General features: G+C 52.4%; 12 protein-coding genes. 3 read left to right on the forward strand and 9 right to left on the reverse strand.

Features of this window, described 5'->3' with window-relative positions:
* Positions 1 to 45 precede the first annotated feature (45 nt).
* The 7 genes from R6U67_RS13250 to hypA form a co-directional block, all read right to left on the reverse strand.
* Positions 46 to 1062, reverse strand: coding sequence for a dihydroorotate dehydrogenase-like protein (locus R6U67_RS13250; protein ID WP_410252987.1), 1017 nt, complete (start codon positions 1060 to 1062; stop codon positions 46 to 48).
* A 67-nt stretch (positions 1063 to 1129) separates the two neighbouring features.
* Positions 1130 to 4681 carry a pyruvate:ferredoxin (flavodoxin) oxidoreductase gene (gene nifJ / locus R6U67_RS13255; RefSeq protein WP_410252988.1) on the reverse strand — a complete coding sequence of 1184 codons (3552 nt, stop codon included), beginning with the start codon at positions 4679 to 4681 and terminating at the stop codon, positions 1130 to 1132.
* 384 nt (positions 4682 to 5065) lie between these two features.
* On the reverse strand, positions 5066 to 5299 hold the full coding sequence (locus R6U67_RS13260; protein WP_410252989.1) for a HypC/HybG/HupF family hydrogenase formation chaperone: 234 nt from the start codon (positions 5297 to 5299) through the stop codon (positions 5066 to 5068).
* Positions 5300 to 5560: 261 nt separating this feature from the next.
* The gene (gene hypF, locus R6U67_RS13265) at positions 5561 to 7864 is read right to left on the reverse strand and encodes a carbamoyltransferase HypF (RefSeq protein ID WP_410252990.1); all 2304 of its coding nucleotides are present in this window, start codon (positions 7862 to 7864) and stop codon (positions 5561 to 5563) included.
* A gap of 1 nt (position 7865) precedes the next feature.
* A complete protein-coding gene (locus R6U67_RS13270; protein ID WP_410252991.1) occupies positions 7866 to 8204 on the reverse strand; it encodes a hypothetical protein in 339 nt (112 codons plus the stop codon).
* A 22-nt stretch (positions 8205 to 8226) separates the two neighbouring features.
* On the reverse strand, positions 8227 to 9033 hold the full coding sequence (hypB, locus tag R6U67_RS13275; protein WP_410252992.1) for a hydrogenase nickel incorporation protein HypB: 807 nt from the start codon (positions 9031 to 9033) through the stop codon (positions 8227 to 8229).
* A 2-nt stretch (positions 9034 to 9035) separates the two neighbouring features.
* Positions 9036 to 9377, reverse strand: coding sequence for a hydrogenase maturation nickel metallochaperone HypA (hypA, locus tag R6U67_RS13280; RefSeq protein ID WP_410252993.1), 342 nt, complete (start codon positions 9375 to 9377; stop codon positions 9036 to 9038).
* Positions 9378 to 9410: 33 nt separating this feature from the next.
* On the opposite strand from hypA, the gene R6U67_RS13285 reads away from it, so the two are divergent.
* Positions 9411 to 9551, forward strand: a complete 141-nt coding sequence (locus tag R6U67_RS13285) for a hypothetical protein (protein WP_410252994.1) — start codon at positions 9411 to 9413, stop codon at positions 9549 to 9551.
* Positions 9552 to 9682: 131 nt separating this feature from the next.
* Here R6U67_RS13285 and R6U67_RS13290 read toward each other — a convergent pair whose 3' ends face one another.
* Together R6U67_RS13290 and R6U67_RS13295 are read right to left on the reverse strand one after the other, a co-directional pair.
* Positions 9683 to 10369, reverse strand: coding sequence for a DUF4276 family protein (locus R6U67_RS13290; protein ID WP_410252995.1), 687 nt, complete (start codon positions 10367 to 10369; stop codon positions 9683 to 9685).
* The gene (locus tag R6U67_RS13295; RefSeq protein WP_170190212.1) at positions 10369 to 11469 is read right to left on the reverse strand and encodes an AAA family ATPase; all 1101 of its coding nucleotides are present in this window, start codon (positions 11467 to 11469) and stop codon (positions 10369 to 10371) included. The genes R6U67_RS13290 and R6U67_RS13295 overlap by 1 nt, the downstream gene beginning before the upstream one ends.
* Positions 11470 to 11616: 147 nt before the next feature.
* Between R6U67_RS13295 and hypD the strand changes: the two genes are divergently transcribed.
* Together hypD and R6U67_RS13305 are read left to right on the forward strand one after the other, a co-directional pair.
* Positions 11617 to 12714, forward strand: coding sequence for a hydrogenase formation protein HypD (gene hypD, locus R6U67_RS13300; RefSeq protein WP_410252997.1), 1098 nt, complete (start codon positions 11617 to 11619; stop codon positions 12712 to 12714).
* 59 nt (positions 12715 to 12773) lie between these two features.
* A complete protein-coding gene (locus R6U67_RS13305) occupies positions 12774 to 15494 on the forward strand; it encodes a cation-translocating P-type ATPase (RefSeq protein ID WP_410252996.1) in 2721 nt (906 codons plus the stop codon).
* Positions 15495 to 15543: the final 49 nt, after the last annotated feature.

A 15543-nucleotide genomic window follows, 5' to 3' on the forward strand; every position in this document is an offset into this window, starting at 1 on the left:
CTCTTGGGAGGGGTTGGGGGTGGGTTTTTCCCCTCTTGGGAGGGATTAGGACATCACCCGTTCCGGTTCATACTGATAGGAGGAAACCGCCTTCATGTATTGCGCCCGTTCATAGGCAGACTTATCAGGACAATGGCGCTGACTCATACTACCCTGCATCTGTTGCACCGACTCATACTCATGCTCTTCCATCCAATGCAACATCTGATGTTCAAGGTTCCGGAGATGGGGAATCCCATGACGGAGTAACGCCGAACAAACTTGCGTCACCTTCGCCCCGGCCATAAGTAACTTGATGGCATCGGTGCCATGTTGAATGCCGCCGGTGGCTGCAAAATCCGTCTCAACTTGACCATACAACAGGGCAATCCAACGCATGGGTAATCGCTGGTCCTGGGGGGTACTCAAGAGGACATGGGGCGAAACTTCCAACTCCTCTAAATCAATGTCTGGCTGGTAGAAGCGGTTAAACAACACCAGTCCATCCGCCCCGGCGTCCGATAGCCGTTTGGCCATATTGGCCATGTTGCTGAAAAAGGGACTCAACTTCACCGCCACGGGGATGTTAACCTCCCCTTTGACATCCCGCAAGATGTTGAGATAGTTCTCTTCCACCTCAGCCCCGGTCATGTTCATGTCCGTGGGAACATAGTAGATGTTCAACTCCAAGGCATCCGCCCCGGCGTCTTGCATCTGTTGGGCATATTCGACCCAACCGCCGGGGGAAAAACCGTTCAAACTGGCGATGATGGGAATGTCAACGCTGGCTTTAGCGTCGCGGATATGGTCGAGGTACAGTTGGGGACCGACGTGATACTCTTCGGCTTCGGGGAAATAGGTCAGGGCTTCGGCGAAACTCTCGGTTCCATATTCGAGGTGGTGGTGTAACTCGAATTTCTCTTTGAGCAGTTGTTCTTCAAACAGGGAGTGTAGCACGATCGCCGCCGCTCCAGCATCCTCTAAACGCTTGACATTATCGATGTCTTCTGTTAAAGGAGCCGCCGCTGAGGGAACCAGGGGAGATTTGAGGCTGAGTCCGAGATACTGTGTGGTGAGTTCCATGATATTCGCGTCAAACTAGGGGGACTGGGGGAGCTAATGGGGTGGCTCCCCCGACGGTTCTGAAGGTCTATTCGTCGTTGGTGAGGGGACGATTGGCCAGGTATTCATACATGGCCCAACGAGTATCCACATCGCCTTGGGCTTCTTTCAGCAACCGCTTCGCGTCTTTGGGTTTGGTTTTGGTGAGCATCTTGAAGCGGTTTTCCGCGTACATGGAGGTTTCCACCCCTTTCTTGGGCGATCGCGAATCCACTTGCAAGGGATTCTGACCCATCTCTTTCAACTCAGGGTTATAGCGATACAGCAACCAGCGACCACTTTCAACCAACGCTTTCTGATGAGTCATGGCGGTGGTCATGTTAATGCCATGAGCGATGCAATGGCTGTAGGCAATAATCAAGGACGGCCCCTCATAGGCCTCCGCTTCGATAAAGGCCTTCAGGGTATGTTCATCCCGCGCCCCCATGGCCACGGAGGCCACATAGACATTGCCGTAGGTCATGGCAATTAAGCCCAAGTCTTTCTTCGGTGCCGGTTTCCCACCAGCGGCAAACTTAGCCACCGCACCGCGAGGAGTCGCTTTAGACGACTGTCCGCCGGTGTTGGAATACACCTCCGTATCCATGACCAGGATGTTGACATTTTGACCACTGGCGATGACGTGATCTAAGCCGCCAAAGCCGATGTCATAGGCCCAACCATCCCCACCGATAATCCAGACATCTTTTTTCACCAAGTAATCGGCGAGGCTACGCAGTTGTTTCGCGTCAGGGCTGCTGAGGGAGTCAAGCTGTTGTTTCAAACCCGCCACGGCTTCCCGTTGTTCCCAGATGTCGGCTTCGGATTTCTGGGGATTGTCAAGAATCTGTTGGACTACAGTGTCCCCCAGTTCCCCGGAGAGTTTTTGCAGCAACTCTTGGGCAAATCCCATATGTTTGTTGAGGGACATACGGAAGCCTAAGCCAAACTCGGCGTTGTCTTCAAAGAGACTGTTGGACCAAGCTGGCCCCCGTCCCTCGGCGTTGTGAGCCCAGGGGGTGGTGGGGAGGTTGCCGCCGTAGATGGAGGAACAGCCGGTGGCGTTGGCGATGACGGTGCGATCGCCGAACAGTTGCGACACCAGTTTCAGATAGGGGGTTTCCCCACAACCGGCACAGGCCCCGGAGAACTCAAACAGCGGTTCTTGCCATTGTTGCTGACGGATGCGATCGAGATGCAGGTTGCGGCGATCGGGATTGGGGAGATTCATAAAGAAGTCCCAGTTTTCCCGTTCCTGTTCCCGTAGCGGCGGTTGCGCCTCCATATTAATGGCTTTCTTGGAGGGCATCGATTTGTTTTTCGCTGGACAGACATCGACACAAATGCCGCAACCGGTACAGTCTTCGGGAGCCACCTGAATCGTAAACTTGCTGCCGGCGAAATTGGGGTCTTTGTCACGAATATCGGTGAACTTGAAGCTCTCGGGTGCATTCCCCAATTGCCCCTCGTCGTAGGCTTTGCCGCGAATCACCCCATGAGGGCAAACCATGACGCATTTGCCACATTGCACGCAGACATCAGGGTCCCAAACGGGGATTTCTTGGGCAACATTGCGTTTTTCCCATTTCGCGGTTCCTGTGGGATAGGTTCCATCACAGGGGAGGGCGCTCACGGGGAGGTCATCTCCTTCACGAGCCAACATTTTGCCCTCGATGGTACGGACAAACTCCGGTGCGGTATCGGGAATCGTCGGACTCATGCGGACGGTGGAAGTCGCTTCGCGCACATTCACTTCATAGAGATGGTCCAGCGTCGCATCGACGGCGTTCAGGTTCATCTGGACAATAGCTTGTCCTTTTTTGCCATAGGTTTTCTCAATGGCTTTTTTGATTTCGCTGATGGCCTCTTCCCGAGGTAAGACCCCTGACAGGGCAAAGAAGCAGGTTTGCATCACGGTATTGATGCGTCCCCCCATACCATTGTCCCGTGCCACTTGTAGGGCGTTGATGACGTAGAATTTGAGGTTTTTACGGACAATCTGCTCTTGAATCTCTAGGGGAAGCCGATCCCACACCTCGTCGGGACTATAGGGACTATTGAGGAGGAAGGTGGCGCCTGGGGCGGCGGCTTTGAGGACGTTGAGTTTTTCGAGGAACGTCCATTGGTGACAGCCGACGAAGTTAGCTTGGTTAATCAGGTAGGTGGAGCGAATGGCCCGGGGACCAAAGCGCAGGTGGGAGACGGTGACGGCCCCGGATTTTTTGGAGTCATAGACGAAGTAGCCCTGGGCGTAGTTGTCGGTGGCGGAACCGATGATTTTGATGGAGTTTTTGTTGGCGCCGACGGTTCCATCGGAGCCTAAGCCGTAAAATACGGAACGAGAGACCTCATCGGGTTCGGTGCTAAAGGATTCGTCGTAGGGAAGGGAGGTTTGGGTGAGGTCGTCGTGAATGCCGATGGTGAAGTGGTTTTTGGGTTTGTCTTGGCTGAGGTTGTCGAAGACGCCTTTCACCATGGCGGGGTTGAATTCTTTGGACGACAAGCCATAGCGTCCGCCGACGATTTTGGGCATTGTGCCTTCCCAGGCTTCGCTGAAGGCGGAGACAATATCGAGATAGAGGGGTTCGCCGCTGGCGCCGGGTTCTTTGGTGCGATCGAGGACGGCGATTTTCTCGACGGTGTTGGGGAAGGCGGCGAGAAGTTTGTCGATGTCCCAGGGGCGATAGAGGCGCACTTTCAGGACTCCAACCTTTTCCCCTTGGGCGCTGAGGTAGTCTACGGTTTCTTGGGCGGTTTCACAGCCGGACCCCATGAGGACGACGACGCGATCGGCATCGGGTGCGCCGTGGTATTCGTAGATTTGGTACTGGCGACCGGTATGTTGCGCCAGTTGGTCCATGGCCCGCTGTACCATGTCGGGACAGGCGTTGTAGAAGGGGTTGACGCTTTCTCGGGCTTGGAAGAAGACATCGGGGTTCTGGGCGGTGCCTCGTAAGACGGGGCGATCGGGGGTCAGTCCCCGGCTACGATGGGCATAGACCCAGTCGTCATCGATGAGATCGCGAATGATGGACTCGTCGAGGGTTTCGATTTTTTGGATTTCGTGGGAGGTGCGGAAGCCGTCGAAGAAGTGGATGAAGGGAACCCGCGATTCGAGGCTGGCGGTATGGGCGACCAGGGCTAGATCTTGGGCTTCTTGGACGGAGGCGGAACAGAGGAGGGCGAAGCCGGTTCCTCGGGCGGCCATGACATCGCTATGGTCGCCGAAGATGGACAGGGCCTGGGCGGCGACGGAACGGGCAGCTACATGGAGGACGGCGCTGGTGAGTTCCCCGGCAATTTTGTAGAGGTTGGGGATCATCAACAGCAACCCTTGGGAGGCGGTGAAGGTGGTGGTGAGTGACCCGGTTTGTAGGGACCCATGCACGGCCCCGGCCGCCCCTCCTTCGCTCTGCATTTCGATGACGGAGGGGACGGTTCCCCAAAGGTTGGGTTGCCCGTCTGACATCCAAGCATCGGCCCATTCGCCCATGGGGGAGGCGGGGGTGATGGGGTAGATGGCGATGACTTCGTTGAGTTTGTAGGCAACCCGGGCAACGGCTTCGTTTCCGTCGAGGGTGGCGTAGGTGCTAGTGTTCATGCTCTTAGTCCTTGGTGAGCGGCGGTTCGGGGGAGTGGGTGCGGATCTTGGGTTTAGGGAGCGATTGCAGTTCCTGCACGCTTCGCGATTGCAGTTCCTGCACGCTTCGCGATTGCAGTTCCTGCACGCTTCGCGATTGCACGGTTGGAGAATGTCAGGGGTCGATGGGATCTGTTGCATGGCCGGGGCTGTAACCCGTTTTCTTGACAACAGAAGACACCCTTCAAACAATTAGGATGTTGTTTTAATGGACAAGGTTAATGGAGGGTTAATCGAAATTTAAGTTGAATAAATTTTTCCCCGAAAAATGGTTGAGTTTCGATTGATTCTCCTTGACTTAGTATGGGATACTTCTGGGGAGATTGCGAGAGGTATTTACGTTTATTAACCCAATTTTGCAATCTGTTGTAAATCAGCTAGGGTTTGTTGTGCTGCGGCTTCATCGACTTTGCTTAGGGCAAATCCGACATGAACGACGACGTAATCCCCGATCTCAACCTCGGGGACATAGGCGAGGCTCACGGTTTTGACGACGCCGCCGAAACTGACTTTTCCACTTTTGTTCAGAGGGTCGGTTCCCTCAATTTCTAAGACTTGTCCGGGGACGGCTAAACACATAATTTGTATAAATGCGAAAGAATGACAAGAATTGTAACAAGCATGAGGCGGGGTTTGCGGTTCGGGACGGCCTCCTCGCTACAGTCTTATGGGCTATGGTAGGGGTATTTCAAGCCAAGAGGGTCAGGATTTAAAAACTTTTTACGATCGCCCCAGTTTTTTCGACATCGGGTAACTTTTGCAAGACAAAACCGTGACAAACAAGAGGTTTTATGGTATAATCAGGGTCGTTTCAAGCTCACTAAAATCCCTAGGATTCGCTCAAGATTGGCAGAGTCGATAGATTTGCCCGAGGCTGAGTCCGCCGTCGTTGGCTGGGAACTGTTGGTTGATGTAGGGTTGGATGCCCATCTGTTGCAGCCGGGCGATCGCCCCCTCCAGGAGACGCTGATTCCCGAAGCAACCCCCCGTTAACACGACGGGAAGGGAGGGATGATGATAGGTTTGCAGCATCTGGGCGATCGCCTCGATGAGACTATTGTGAAACTTGGCGGCGATATAGGGGATAGATTCTCCTGAGGTGCGATCGCCCAAAATGCCCAACAGCATCTCTTGCCAATCCCAAACTCCCCCAGAGAGGGAAATTGGGTAAACTTCGCCAGTGTTCACGGTTCTAGCGGCAAATTCCAAGGCCATGGCCGCTTCCCCTTCAAAACTCAGACGCTGCTGAAGCCCTAACAGGGAGGCGATCGCATCAAACAACCGCCCCACACTACTACTACGGGGCGTATTCAGCCCACGACGTAACGCCGTCTGAACCAGGTTCAACTCCGAAGGCGAAAAAGCCCGAAGCGGCGGAAGCGAGGTTAAGGCGGGATTTTGAAACATCTCTTCTCCGAAAGCTTCCCACAATAGCCCCAACGCCGCCCGTCGCGGTTCCTTGGCTGCGCGATCGCCCCCCAGGAGAGGAAAACTGCGACAATGGGCTAACCGCTGAAATCCCTGGGGCGAGGTGTCAATCTGCAACAATTCCCCCCCCCAAATCGTTCCATCCATCCCATAGCCAGTTCCATCCCAAGCAATTCCCAACACCGGGGCCTGTAATCCATGTTCCGCCATCACCGAGAGGATATGGGCCTGATGATGTTGAACCCGGATTAAGGAACATTGTTTGTCTTGGGCCAGGTGTTGGGCGAACTGAGTCGAGGGATAATCAGGATGGCTATCACAGACAATCACCTCAGGTTCAAAGTCATAGATACTAGAGAGTTTGGCCAGGGTATAGTCAAAGGCCTGGCGGCTGGCGGGATTGTCTAAATCGCCAATATGTTGACTGACAAACACCTTCTCATCGAAGGCGATCGCCACCGTATTCTTAAAATAGCCTCCCACCGCTAACACCGATTGAGATAATCCAGGAAGCGAGAGAGTTCTGGGGGCGTATCCCCTAGCCCGTCGCAAGATCACGGGAGTCTTAGCCATTACCCGTACCACCGAGTCATCCACTGGGCGGGCGATGGGGCGGTTATGCAGCAAAAAGCCGTCGGCGATGTTCCCCAGGCGTTGCAGGGTTTCCTGATTGTCAATACAAATCGGTTCCCCGGAGAGATTCCCACTGGTGGCGATGAGGGGGGCGGCGAACTCTCGCAAGAGAAGATGATGTAGGGGCGTGTAGGGAAGCATGACCCCTAAATCGGGATTGTTGGGGGCGACGGAAGGGGCGAGGCGAGGCTGTTGTTGATGCTGTAAGAGTTGACGCAATAAGACGATGGGGGCGGCGGGGGATTGCAAGAGTTCGGCTTCGCTGTCGCTGAGAGAACAGTCTTGACGAACGACATCGAGATGGGGATACATCACCGCAAAGGGTTTACTAGGGCGATGTTTCCGTTGACGTAGCCGTTGAACCGCCACCTCGTCTTGGGCGTTGACGAGGAGTTGAACCCCGCCTAAGCCTTTCAGGGCCAGGATTTGTCCCTGACGTAGCAGGGTTTGGGCGGCGTCTAGGGGAGGGAGGTTGGTGGCGGGATGAAACGTTAATTGGGGGCCACAGACCTCGCAGGCGTTGGGTTGGGCGTGGAAGCGGCGATCGCCGGGATTGTCGTATTCTTGCTGACAGTCGTTGCAAAGGGGGAACCCCGCCATGGTGGTGAGGGGGCGATCGTAGGGAAGGGTCTCGATAATGCTATATCGGGGGCCGCAGTGGGTGCAGTTGATGAAGGGATAGCGGTAGCGGCGATTGTTGGGGTTAAACAGTTCTTCGATGCAGTGGGAACAGGTGGCGAGATCCGGGAGAATTAGGGCGGTTTTGCGTTGGGGATGGGATTCGGAGGCCTGAATGAGGAAGTCTGTTTGGCCCTGGGGGGGGATCTCTTGGCGATGGAGGCGATGGATTTGGGCGTGGGGAGGGAGTTCAGCGAGGAGACGCTGACAGAATTGTTCGAGTTGGGGGCGATCGCCCTCAATTTCGATCACAACTCCGTCAGCGGTATTGGTGACCCAGCCCGCTATGTTTAGGGCGGTGGCCAGTTGATACACGAAGGGGCGAAACCCCACGCCTTGGACAATTCCTTGAATGTCTAGGTGGAGGCGATCGCCCCGAATCGTTGTCTCTAACTCGCGTGTCATGTTAAAAACGAATTCGTCTTCCGGTGGTTAGAAGTTTTAAGCCAGCGGTTAGGGAGGCGAAGGAGAACAGAAAGTACCAAATGGTTGTCGGTCGTATGATTAGCCGTCCGACAAACAAAAAGGATACTAAACCAATCCCAATAAAGATCCAACCGACTCCTCCGACGGTTGAATAAAAGAACAACAGAGAGACGACCCCAACCATCAAGGAAACTAAAGCAATGACCGTTAACGCATCTCCCCAAACGGGACGAATATAACTCGTTGTGATGACGATGTTTTTGCCGAGAAGATAGGTTCCTAAAATGAGCAGAACCATCCCCAAAAATTTCTGAAACATTCTTTTCTCGATTGACGACAGTTTAGTGAACGGCGAGTTCAGGCTGAGGCTGAACCTGGTGTTGTAAATACTCATACCATTGTGCCATTCCTTCCCCAGTCCGGGCGGAAACTTCCAGGATTTGGGCTTGGGGGGCAATTTTGCGGATATTCTCCAGGGCGCGATCGCGGTCAAATCCTACCACTTCAGCAATATCGATTTTATTCAAAACAATCACATCGGCAGATTTAAACACCGTGGGATATTTTAGGGGTTTATCTTCTCCTTCTGTTGTTGATAAGAGAACCACCCGTTGGGTTTCTCCTAAATCATAGGCGGCGGGACAAACTAAATTTCCCACATTCTCGATAATCAGCAGTTGAATATCGGTTAAATCCAGTTTTTGGGTGGCTTCGGCGATGGCTTCAGCTTCGAGGTGACAGAGGCTTTCGGTCATAATTTGAATCGCCTGTTGTCCACTGCGTCGCAGTCGTTGCGCGTCGTTGTCGGTTTCTAAGTCTCCCACGATGACGGCGGCGGGAATGCAATCGCTCAACTCCATTAAGGTTCGTTCCAGGAGTGCGGTTTTCCCAGAACCCGGTGAGGAGAGGATATTGAGAACAAAGAGGTTTTTGGCTGCAAAAAAACCGCGATTTCGTTCGGCTAGGCGATCGTTTTTTGAGAGAATCGCTTGGTGGAGGTTAATCTGTTGGTGGGAATGGTCGTGATGGGAATGACCGTGAGAATGGTCGTGATGGGAATGGTCGTGGGAATGGTCGTGATGAGACTGATTTTCTGAGGTCATGCGAATATTAGCTGGGGTAACGGAACAACCGCAATCTTGACACATGATTAAGAGATCTCCAACGATGACACTTCGAGTTCTTTCCCGTTGAGAACCTGGGAACTTAGGGTTCCACAATGGGGACAGACGAAAATAATATCCTCGGGATAAAAGTCTTGTTTACAGGCTTGACAGTAACAACGAGCCGCCACGGGTTCAATTTCAAATTTTGCTTGTTCAGCAATGGTATCTTGGGCGACAACATCAAAGGCGAAACGAAGGGCATCGGGAACGACTCCTGAGAGGCTTCCGACGCGGACGGTTAAGCGATGAATCTGACGCGCACCCTGTCGATTCGCCTCATTTAGGGCGATTTCTAGGGTTTGTGCCATGATACTGACTTCGTGCATTGGGGTGACTCGGGTGATTTGGCAATCCGGGAGGTGCGCTCGCGAAGCGTGCAGGAACTGCAATCGCGAAGCGTGCAGGAACTGCGATCGCGAAGCGTGCAGGAACTGCGATCGCCCCAGATTGACAGGCTTACCCTTTACTATAGACAGATTCTCCAGAAACTTAAACCCTAGTTTATAAAATTTATCCTTTTGTCACATTCTTGTTGATGTTAGGTTAACCTCGTTAAGTTTCCAAAAATCACCCCATAGACACCGCTCTGGTAACGCCATAGAACCCTCCTAATTACTTCACTATTAGCTTCTTAAACCTGTCCTAATAATTCCAAACTTGACAGCCATTTGTTAAAGTGAGGACACTGTTGTCTAATGACAGGTAAGCCGATGTGTTGTGCCACCAGTGGACCCCAAACCGACTTAGCTTTCTTGTATTTTGGAAATTCAGCAATAATACGTTTACTGGGTGCTGTTTGAGGGGCATCATTAATCAATTCAGGACTCTCATATTGGCCGGCAATAGTCTGCAACGTCTCTACTCCTTTAGTTCCCCCAGGTTCGATACTTAAAAAGTGGTTTGGCTCACAAAATAGATACGCTTCATACTCGTAAAGCTGGAGATGGGGCAAAAATCTATCATCACCAATATCCTCGGCGAAAGACTTCTCTAAAAACGCAACTTGGTCATAGGGCGTATTTCGGTATGTTTGTGCAGCCATGAACCCTGGAAACTCAGGGGGGAGTGCATACAAATCAAGCATGGTTGTAAAATAAACATCCCTGGATTTTTCCTGCTTCAGAAACCGTAGAATATCTTGTTTCATGGCGGCATAGTTTTGCCCGCCGCCGCGATGTATTTCACCTTTCTTTCTTCCGTGAGAAATCAAGACAGGCTTGTTTAAATAAACTCCATAATTTGCTAAATGGGGTGTCATTAAATTACTGGCAAATGTCTGTTCAGTTTGACCTTCAGCAAATAAATAGAGTCGAATCATCAATGAGGTCCTCCAGCGATGACATTTTTTTGCCACACTTCCCCCAAGCTATAATCCTCTAGCCAGGGTTCTAGTTCCTGTAAATTGAGTCTGCGAAACTGGGAGGCTTTTTCAGTTAAATCCGCTGTGATAATATTCTCAGGTTCAAAATAGTCTAAAAATGAACTGGATTGGGTGCTAATTATCACCTGAGTATGCAGTGAGACACTGCTGAATAAATCTGCAATAATCCTGAGTGCATAGGGATGCAGTCCTAATTCTGGCTCATCGACAATTATCAATTTAGGCAATTCAGATTCCGGCTGTAATAACAAAGTAATTAAGCAAATTGACCGCAACGTTCCATCAGAAAACTGGTGGGGACCAAAGGGACGATCTGAGTCTTTACTTTGCCAGTTAAGCATGAGGCGACTTGAAGCATCAGGTTCGAGGACAAAATCCTCAAAAAAGGGTGCAATCAGACGAACTGTTTCAACAATACGACGATAATACACCCCCTCTTCTTCGCGGAATCGGTGAAGCATCGCTGCTAAATTCCCAGCATCGGGCATTAGCCATCGGTTATCTCCAATGTAACAAGACTGTCGAACATCAGCAGTGGTTGAGGTATCATGAAAGTGGTAAACACGACAGCGGTTTAGTAAGTAGCGAATGGCTTTTGCTGTTAGTTTTCCGTCCTCTGCTGCTTGGTGAATTTTAGTTTCTTGGTGACCGGAACCTAGGTCATCCACTTTGGCTTGGCTAGAACCAGATTCGAGGAAACTTAAGCGTTCTTCAGCAAATATTAAGGTATCACCTGACGCATGACATAACTGGATTTGATACCGATTTACACCACGCTCAACCTCAAACTCAAGATGAGCTTGCATTTGGGGAGTTATTTTGGCTCCAAAGTGTAGCAGAGAGGTGGCACGTCCGGAAATACCAATATGTTGTTGTAAACGCCCGGCCATCATTTCATTGAGCATCTTAAAAAATGAAATGAGATTACTCTTGCCAGATCCATTGGCGCCAATTAAAATATTAAGAGGACTCAGTTCAAGGTCTAAGTGTTTAATGGATTTAAATCCATCGAGCCTTAGCCGTCGCAATTTATCCATACTTCACCCTTATTTTACTTTTGTTATGTTTTTTGCCTAAACCCTAACTTAAAAGCCAAAGGAACTGAGATTATTGCAAAATCGAACCGTCAAAGAACTTTTTGTAGTCTAACATAAGAGTTAGCTAAGTCTGGACGTGCCAATATGATTAAGTTTGTCAGTGAATACCGGGATGCAAGTTTATCGCAGCAATACAGGGAGGCGATCGCAGACCTCGTGACGCAACCTTGGACGATTATGGAGATTTGTGGCGGACAAACCCATGCGATCGTCAAATATGGTATTGATCGCCTGCTTCCCGATGAGGTTACCCTGGTTCATGGTCCGGGTTGTCCCGTCTGTGTCACTCCCATCGAACGCATCGATAAAGCCCTGGATTTAGCCAGTCGCCAGGATGTGATTCTCTGTTCCTTTGGGGATATGTTACGGGTTCCGGGGAGCGATCGCGATCTCCTGGCCGTCAAAGCCACCGGCGGCGATGTGCGAACCGTCTACTCCCCTCTCGATGCGTTGGCGATCGCCCGCGACAATCCCCAGAAACAGGTGGTCTTCTTCGCTGTCGGCTTTGAAACCACCGCCCCCGCCACCGCCATGGCCGTTTACCAAGCCAAACAACAACAGCTTGACAATTTCTCCCTGTTAGTCTCCCATGTTCTCGTCCCTCCCGCCATGGAGGCGATTTTGAGTTCACCTAACTGTCTGGTTCAGGGATTTCTGGCCGCTGGTCATGTTTGCACGGTCATGGGCTATACCCAATATGACCCCTTAGTTGAGACCTATCACGTCCCCATCGTCGTCACTGGATTTGAACCGGTGGATGTCTTGCAGGGGATTTATCTCTGTCTCAAGCAATTGGAAACGGGAGTTGCCCAAGTTGAAAACCAATATAGCCGCTCAGTGCAACGGGAGGGCAACCCCACCGCCCAAAGGCTGATTCAAGAAGTCTTTGAGGTGATTCCCCGTCACTGGCGTGGCTTAGGGGAAATTCCCGCCAGTGGTTTCGGGTTACGGGAGGAGTATCGCCAATTTGATGGCGATCGCCGTTTCGGGTTTTCCAGTGATATCTCCCCAGATGCAACAGAAACCGAGTGCATCAGCGGCGAGATTCTGCAAGGGTTCCACAAACCCCATGACTGTCCTGCGTTCGGCACTCGTTGCACCCCAGACCATCCCCTGGGTGCGCCCATGGTGTCGTCGGAAGGGGCCTGTGCGGCCTATTATCGTTGGCGGGGGGATGCGGCTTAGATGACCCCTTCCCAGCCTTTGATGTCAGTCATGGAAAATCCCCCCTTCGCAAAACGACGATGAAACAAGTAGATATCGACGCTCCCACAGCGAGCTTGCGCGACGGCGACGACGTATTATCCGCTCTAGGTGTGGAGCGCGATCGCGGTTTAACGTCATCAGCCGTACGCGAGCGACAGGCACAATTTGGCTATAACCGCCTCCAAGAAGCCAAGACTCGCAGTAGTTGGGCGATTCTCATCGATCAATTTAAAAGTCCCATCGTGGGCTTACTCGGCGTGGCGGCGATCGTCTCGTTTATCTTTCAAGAATGGATCGAGGGCATTGCCATTCTGATTGCGATTCTACTCAATGCCGCCATTGGCTTTTTCACCGAACGCCAAGCGGTTCAGTCCATGGAATCCCTTAAACAACTGAGTCAAACGCGGGCCAAGGTGCGACGCAATGGAGACGTCCAGGAAATTTCCGCCGAAGAACTCGTTCCCGGGGATATCGTACTTCTCGAAGGCGGCGATGTGGTGTCCGCCGACTTGCGAGTTCTCGAAGCCTCGAAGATGCAAGTGGACGAGTCCACTCTCACCGGTGAATCCCTTCCCGTCAGCAAAAACAGCGAAGCCCTTGAGGAAGAATGCTCCATCGCCGAGCGTAAAAACATTTTGTTTAAAGGAACCGCCCTCACGCGAGGGTCTGGGGAAGGGGTCGTCGTCGCCACCGGAACCCGTACTGAGTTAGGGCATATTTCCGAACTCACCGCCTCAGCCCAAGAAGAGGTCACCCCCCTCGAAAAACGCCTCGATAAATTAGGTCGCAGTCTCATTTGGTTAACCCTGGTGATTTGCGCCTTCATCGCTGCGGCCGGCATCATTGGGGGGAGAGACTTATTCGTCACCATTGAAACGGCCATCGCCCTGGCGGTGGCCACGGTCCCCGAGGGACTTCCCATTGTCGCCACCGTAGCCCTAGCCCGGGGAATGTGGCGTATGGCCCAACGCAACGCTCTGATTAACAAGCTGTCTGCTGTGGAAACCTTGGGCGCGACCAGTATCATCTGTACCGATAAAACGGGAACGCTGACTGAAAATCGCATGACGGTGCGCGAGTTGGCTTTGGATATGGGAACCGTCCGCATCAGTGGTGAAGGCTTGTCAACGGACGGTCAGTTTAGCTGCGATGACGAACCGGTGAATCCCGGCGATCGCCAGGCCCTTCAAGCCGCCCTGGAAGTCGGGGTATTGTGCAACAACGCCGTCTTACCCGATCGCGCTGATAATGACGAAAATACTGTAGTTGGCGACCCGATGGAAGTGGCGTTGTTGGTGGCCGGGGCGAAAGCCGACGTACGCCGTGACGACTTACTAACGTCTCAGCCCGAAATTCGAGAAGTGGCCTTCGATAGCAAGACGAAGATGATGGCGACGTACCACGAGACTGATGATGGGGTGCGAGTTGCTGTCAAAGGTGCGCCAGAATCGGTTTTACCGATTGTGACCGGGGTGTTGACGGATGATGGAATTGCTGCAATGGATGACTCTCGTCGCCAAGAGTGGGACGATCGCTTTCGGGAGATGGCCGAGAACGGCTTGCGAATTCTCGCGATCGCTCAAAAAATGGTGGGCGATGCTGAAACGAAAGCCTATGAGAATTTAACGCTGATTGGAGCGATCGGCCTACTCGATCCCCCCCGTGAGGCGGCGAAAAAAGCCCTTAAAGCCTGCCACGATGCGGGAATTCGCGCCATTATGGTCACCGGCGATCAACCCATCACCGCTCGTCATGTAGGTCTGGCTGTCGGCTTGACGACTGAGTCTGAAACAGTGGCCGAACCCGGAGAATCTCTCAAACCCCTGGCAGACCTCAGCGACAGCGAGCGCGATCGCCTGCGCCAAATTCCCATCTTTGCCCGAGTCAGCCCGGAACAAAAACTCAATCTCATCGCCTTACACCAGGAAAACCGCGACGTTGTGGCGATGACGGGAGACGGAGTAAACGACGCCCCGGCTCTGAAGAAAGCCGATATTGGTGTGGCGATGGGCAAACGCGGCACTCAGGTCGCTTGCGAGGCGGCGGATATGGTCTTACAGGACGATGCGTTCTCGACCATTATCGCGGCGATCGGTCAAGGTCGCGCCATTTTCGGCAATATTCGTACCTTTACGATTTATCTGCTTTCAGGGAATATGGGGGAAATTATTGCGGTGGGTGTTGCCTCATTGCTGAACGCACCGCTACCGTTGCTTCCCCTGCAAATTCTCTTTATTAACGCTGTCAACGATGTCTTTCCAGCGTTAGCGTTAGGGGTAGGTCCGGGCCACCCGCAACTGATGCACCAGCCTCCCCGTGACAGTCAAGAACCGATTCTCGCTCGCCCTCAGTGGTGGGATATTGGCGGATATGGTCTCGTCATCGGCCTGAGCCTATTGGCTGTGTTTTGGCTGTGCTTAAATCCCCTGCAACTCAGTCAAAAAACGTCGGTGACCATCTCATTTCTGAGTTTGGCTTTTGCCCGATTGTGGCACGTCTGGAATATGCGCGATCGCAACTCTCCCTTAATCCGCAACGAAATCACCCAAAACCCCTATGTTTGGGTTGCCCTGGCTATTTGTACGGCGTTATTACTGCTGGCGGTTTACATCCCGCCGATTGCTGAGGTATTAAAAATCGTTCGTCCTACCGCCTTTGAGTGGGGCTTGATTATCGGTAGTAGTCTTGTCCCCGTGGCGATCGGTCAAATGATTCTCACGCTCAAGAGTTCGTCGGTTCAACGTAAATTAAAACGCTAGCAAAGGTTAGACTCTGACCGGAGTTGACGGGTTGTCGCCCCTCTCACGT

Origin of the sequence: Sodalinema sp. (assembly GCF_046483825.1) — a bacterium.
Lineage (GTDB): Bacteria > Cyanobacteriota > Cyanobacteriia > Cyanobacteriales > Geitlerinemataceae > Sodalinema.

Excerpts from the sequence above, each read along its gene's own strand:
- R6U67_RS13250 (WP_410252987.1), bottom strand. The coding sequence starts at position 1,062 with ATGGAACTCACCACACAGTATCTCGGACTCAGCCTCAAATCTCCCCTG.
- nifJ (WP_410252988.1), bottom strand. The coding sequence starts at position 4,681 with ATGAACACTAGCACCTACGCCACCCTCGACGGAAACGAAGCCGTTGCC.
- R6U67_RS13260 (WP_410252989.1), bottom strand. The coding sequence starts at position 5,299 with ATGTGTTTAGCCGTCCCCGGACAAGTCTTAGAAATTGAGGGAACCGAC.
- hypF (WP_410252990.1), bottom strand. The coding sequence starts at position 7,864 with ATGACACGCGAGTTAGAGACAACGATTCGGGGCGATCGCCTCCACCTA.
- R6U67_RS13270 (WP_410252991.1), bottom strand. The coding sequence starts at position 8,204 with ATGTTTCAGAAATTTTTGGGGATGGTTCTGCTCATTTTAGGAACCTAT.
- hypB (WP_410252992.1), bottom strand. The coding sequence starts at position 9,033 with ATGTGTCAAGATTGCGGTTGTTCCGTTACCCCAGCTAATATTCGCATG.
- hypA (WP_410252993.1), bottom strand. The coding sequence starts at position 9,377 with ATGCACGAAGTCAGTATCATGGCACAAACCCTAGAAATCGCCCTAAAT.
- R6U67_RS13290 (WP_410252995.1), bottom strand. The coding sequence starts at position 10,369 with ATGATTCGACTCTATTTATTTGCTGAAGGTCAAACTGAACAGACATTT.
- R6U67_RS13295 (WP_170190212.1), bottom strand. The coding sequence starts at position 11,469 with ATGGATAAATTGCGACGGCTAAGGCTCGATGGATTTAAATCCATTAAA.
- R6U67_RS13305 (WP_410252996.1), top strand. The coding sequence starts at position 12,774 with ATGAAACAAGTAGATATCGACGCTCCCACAGCGAGCTTGCGCGACGGC.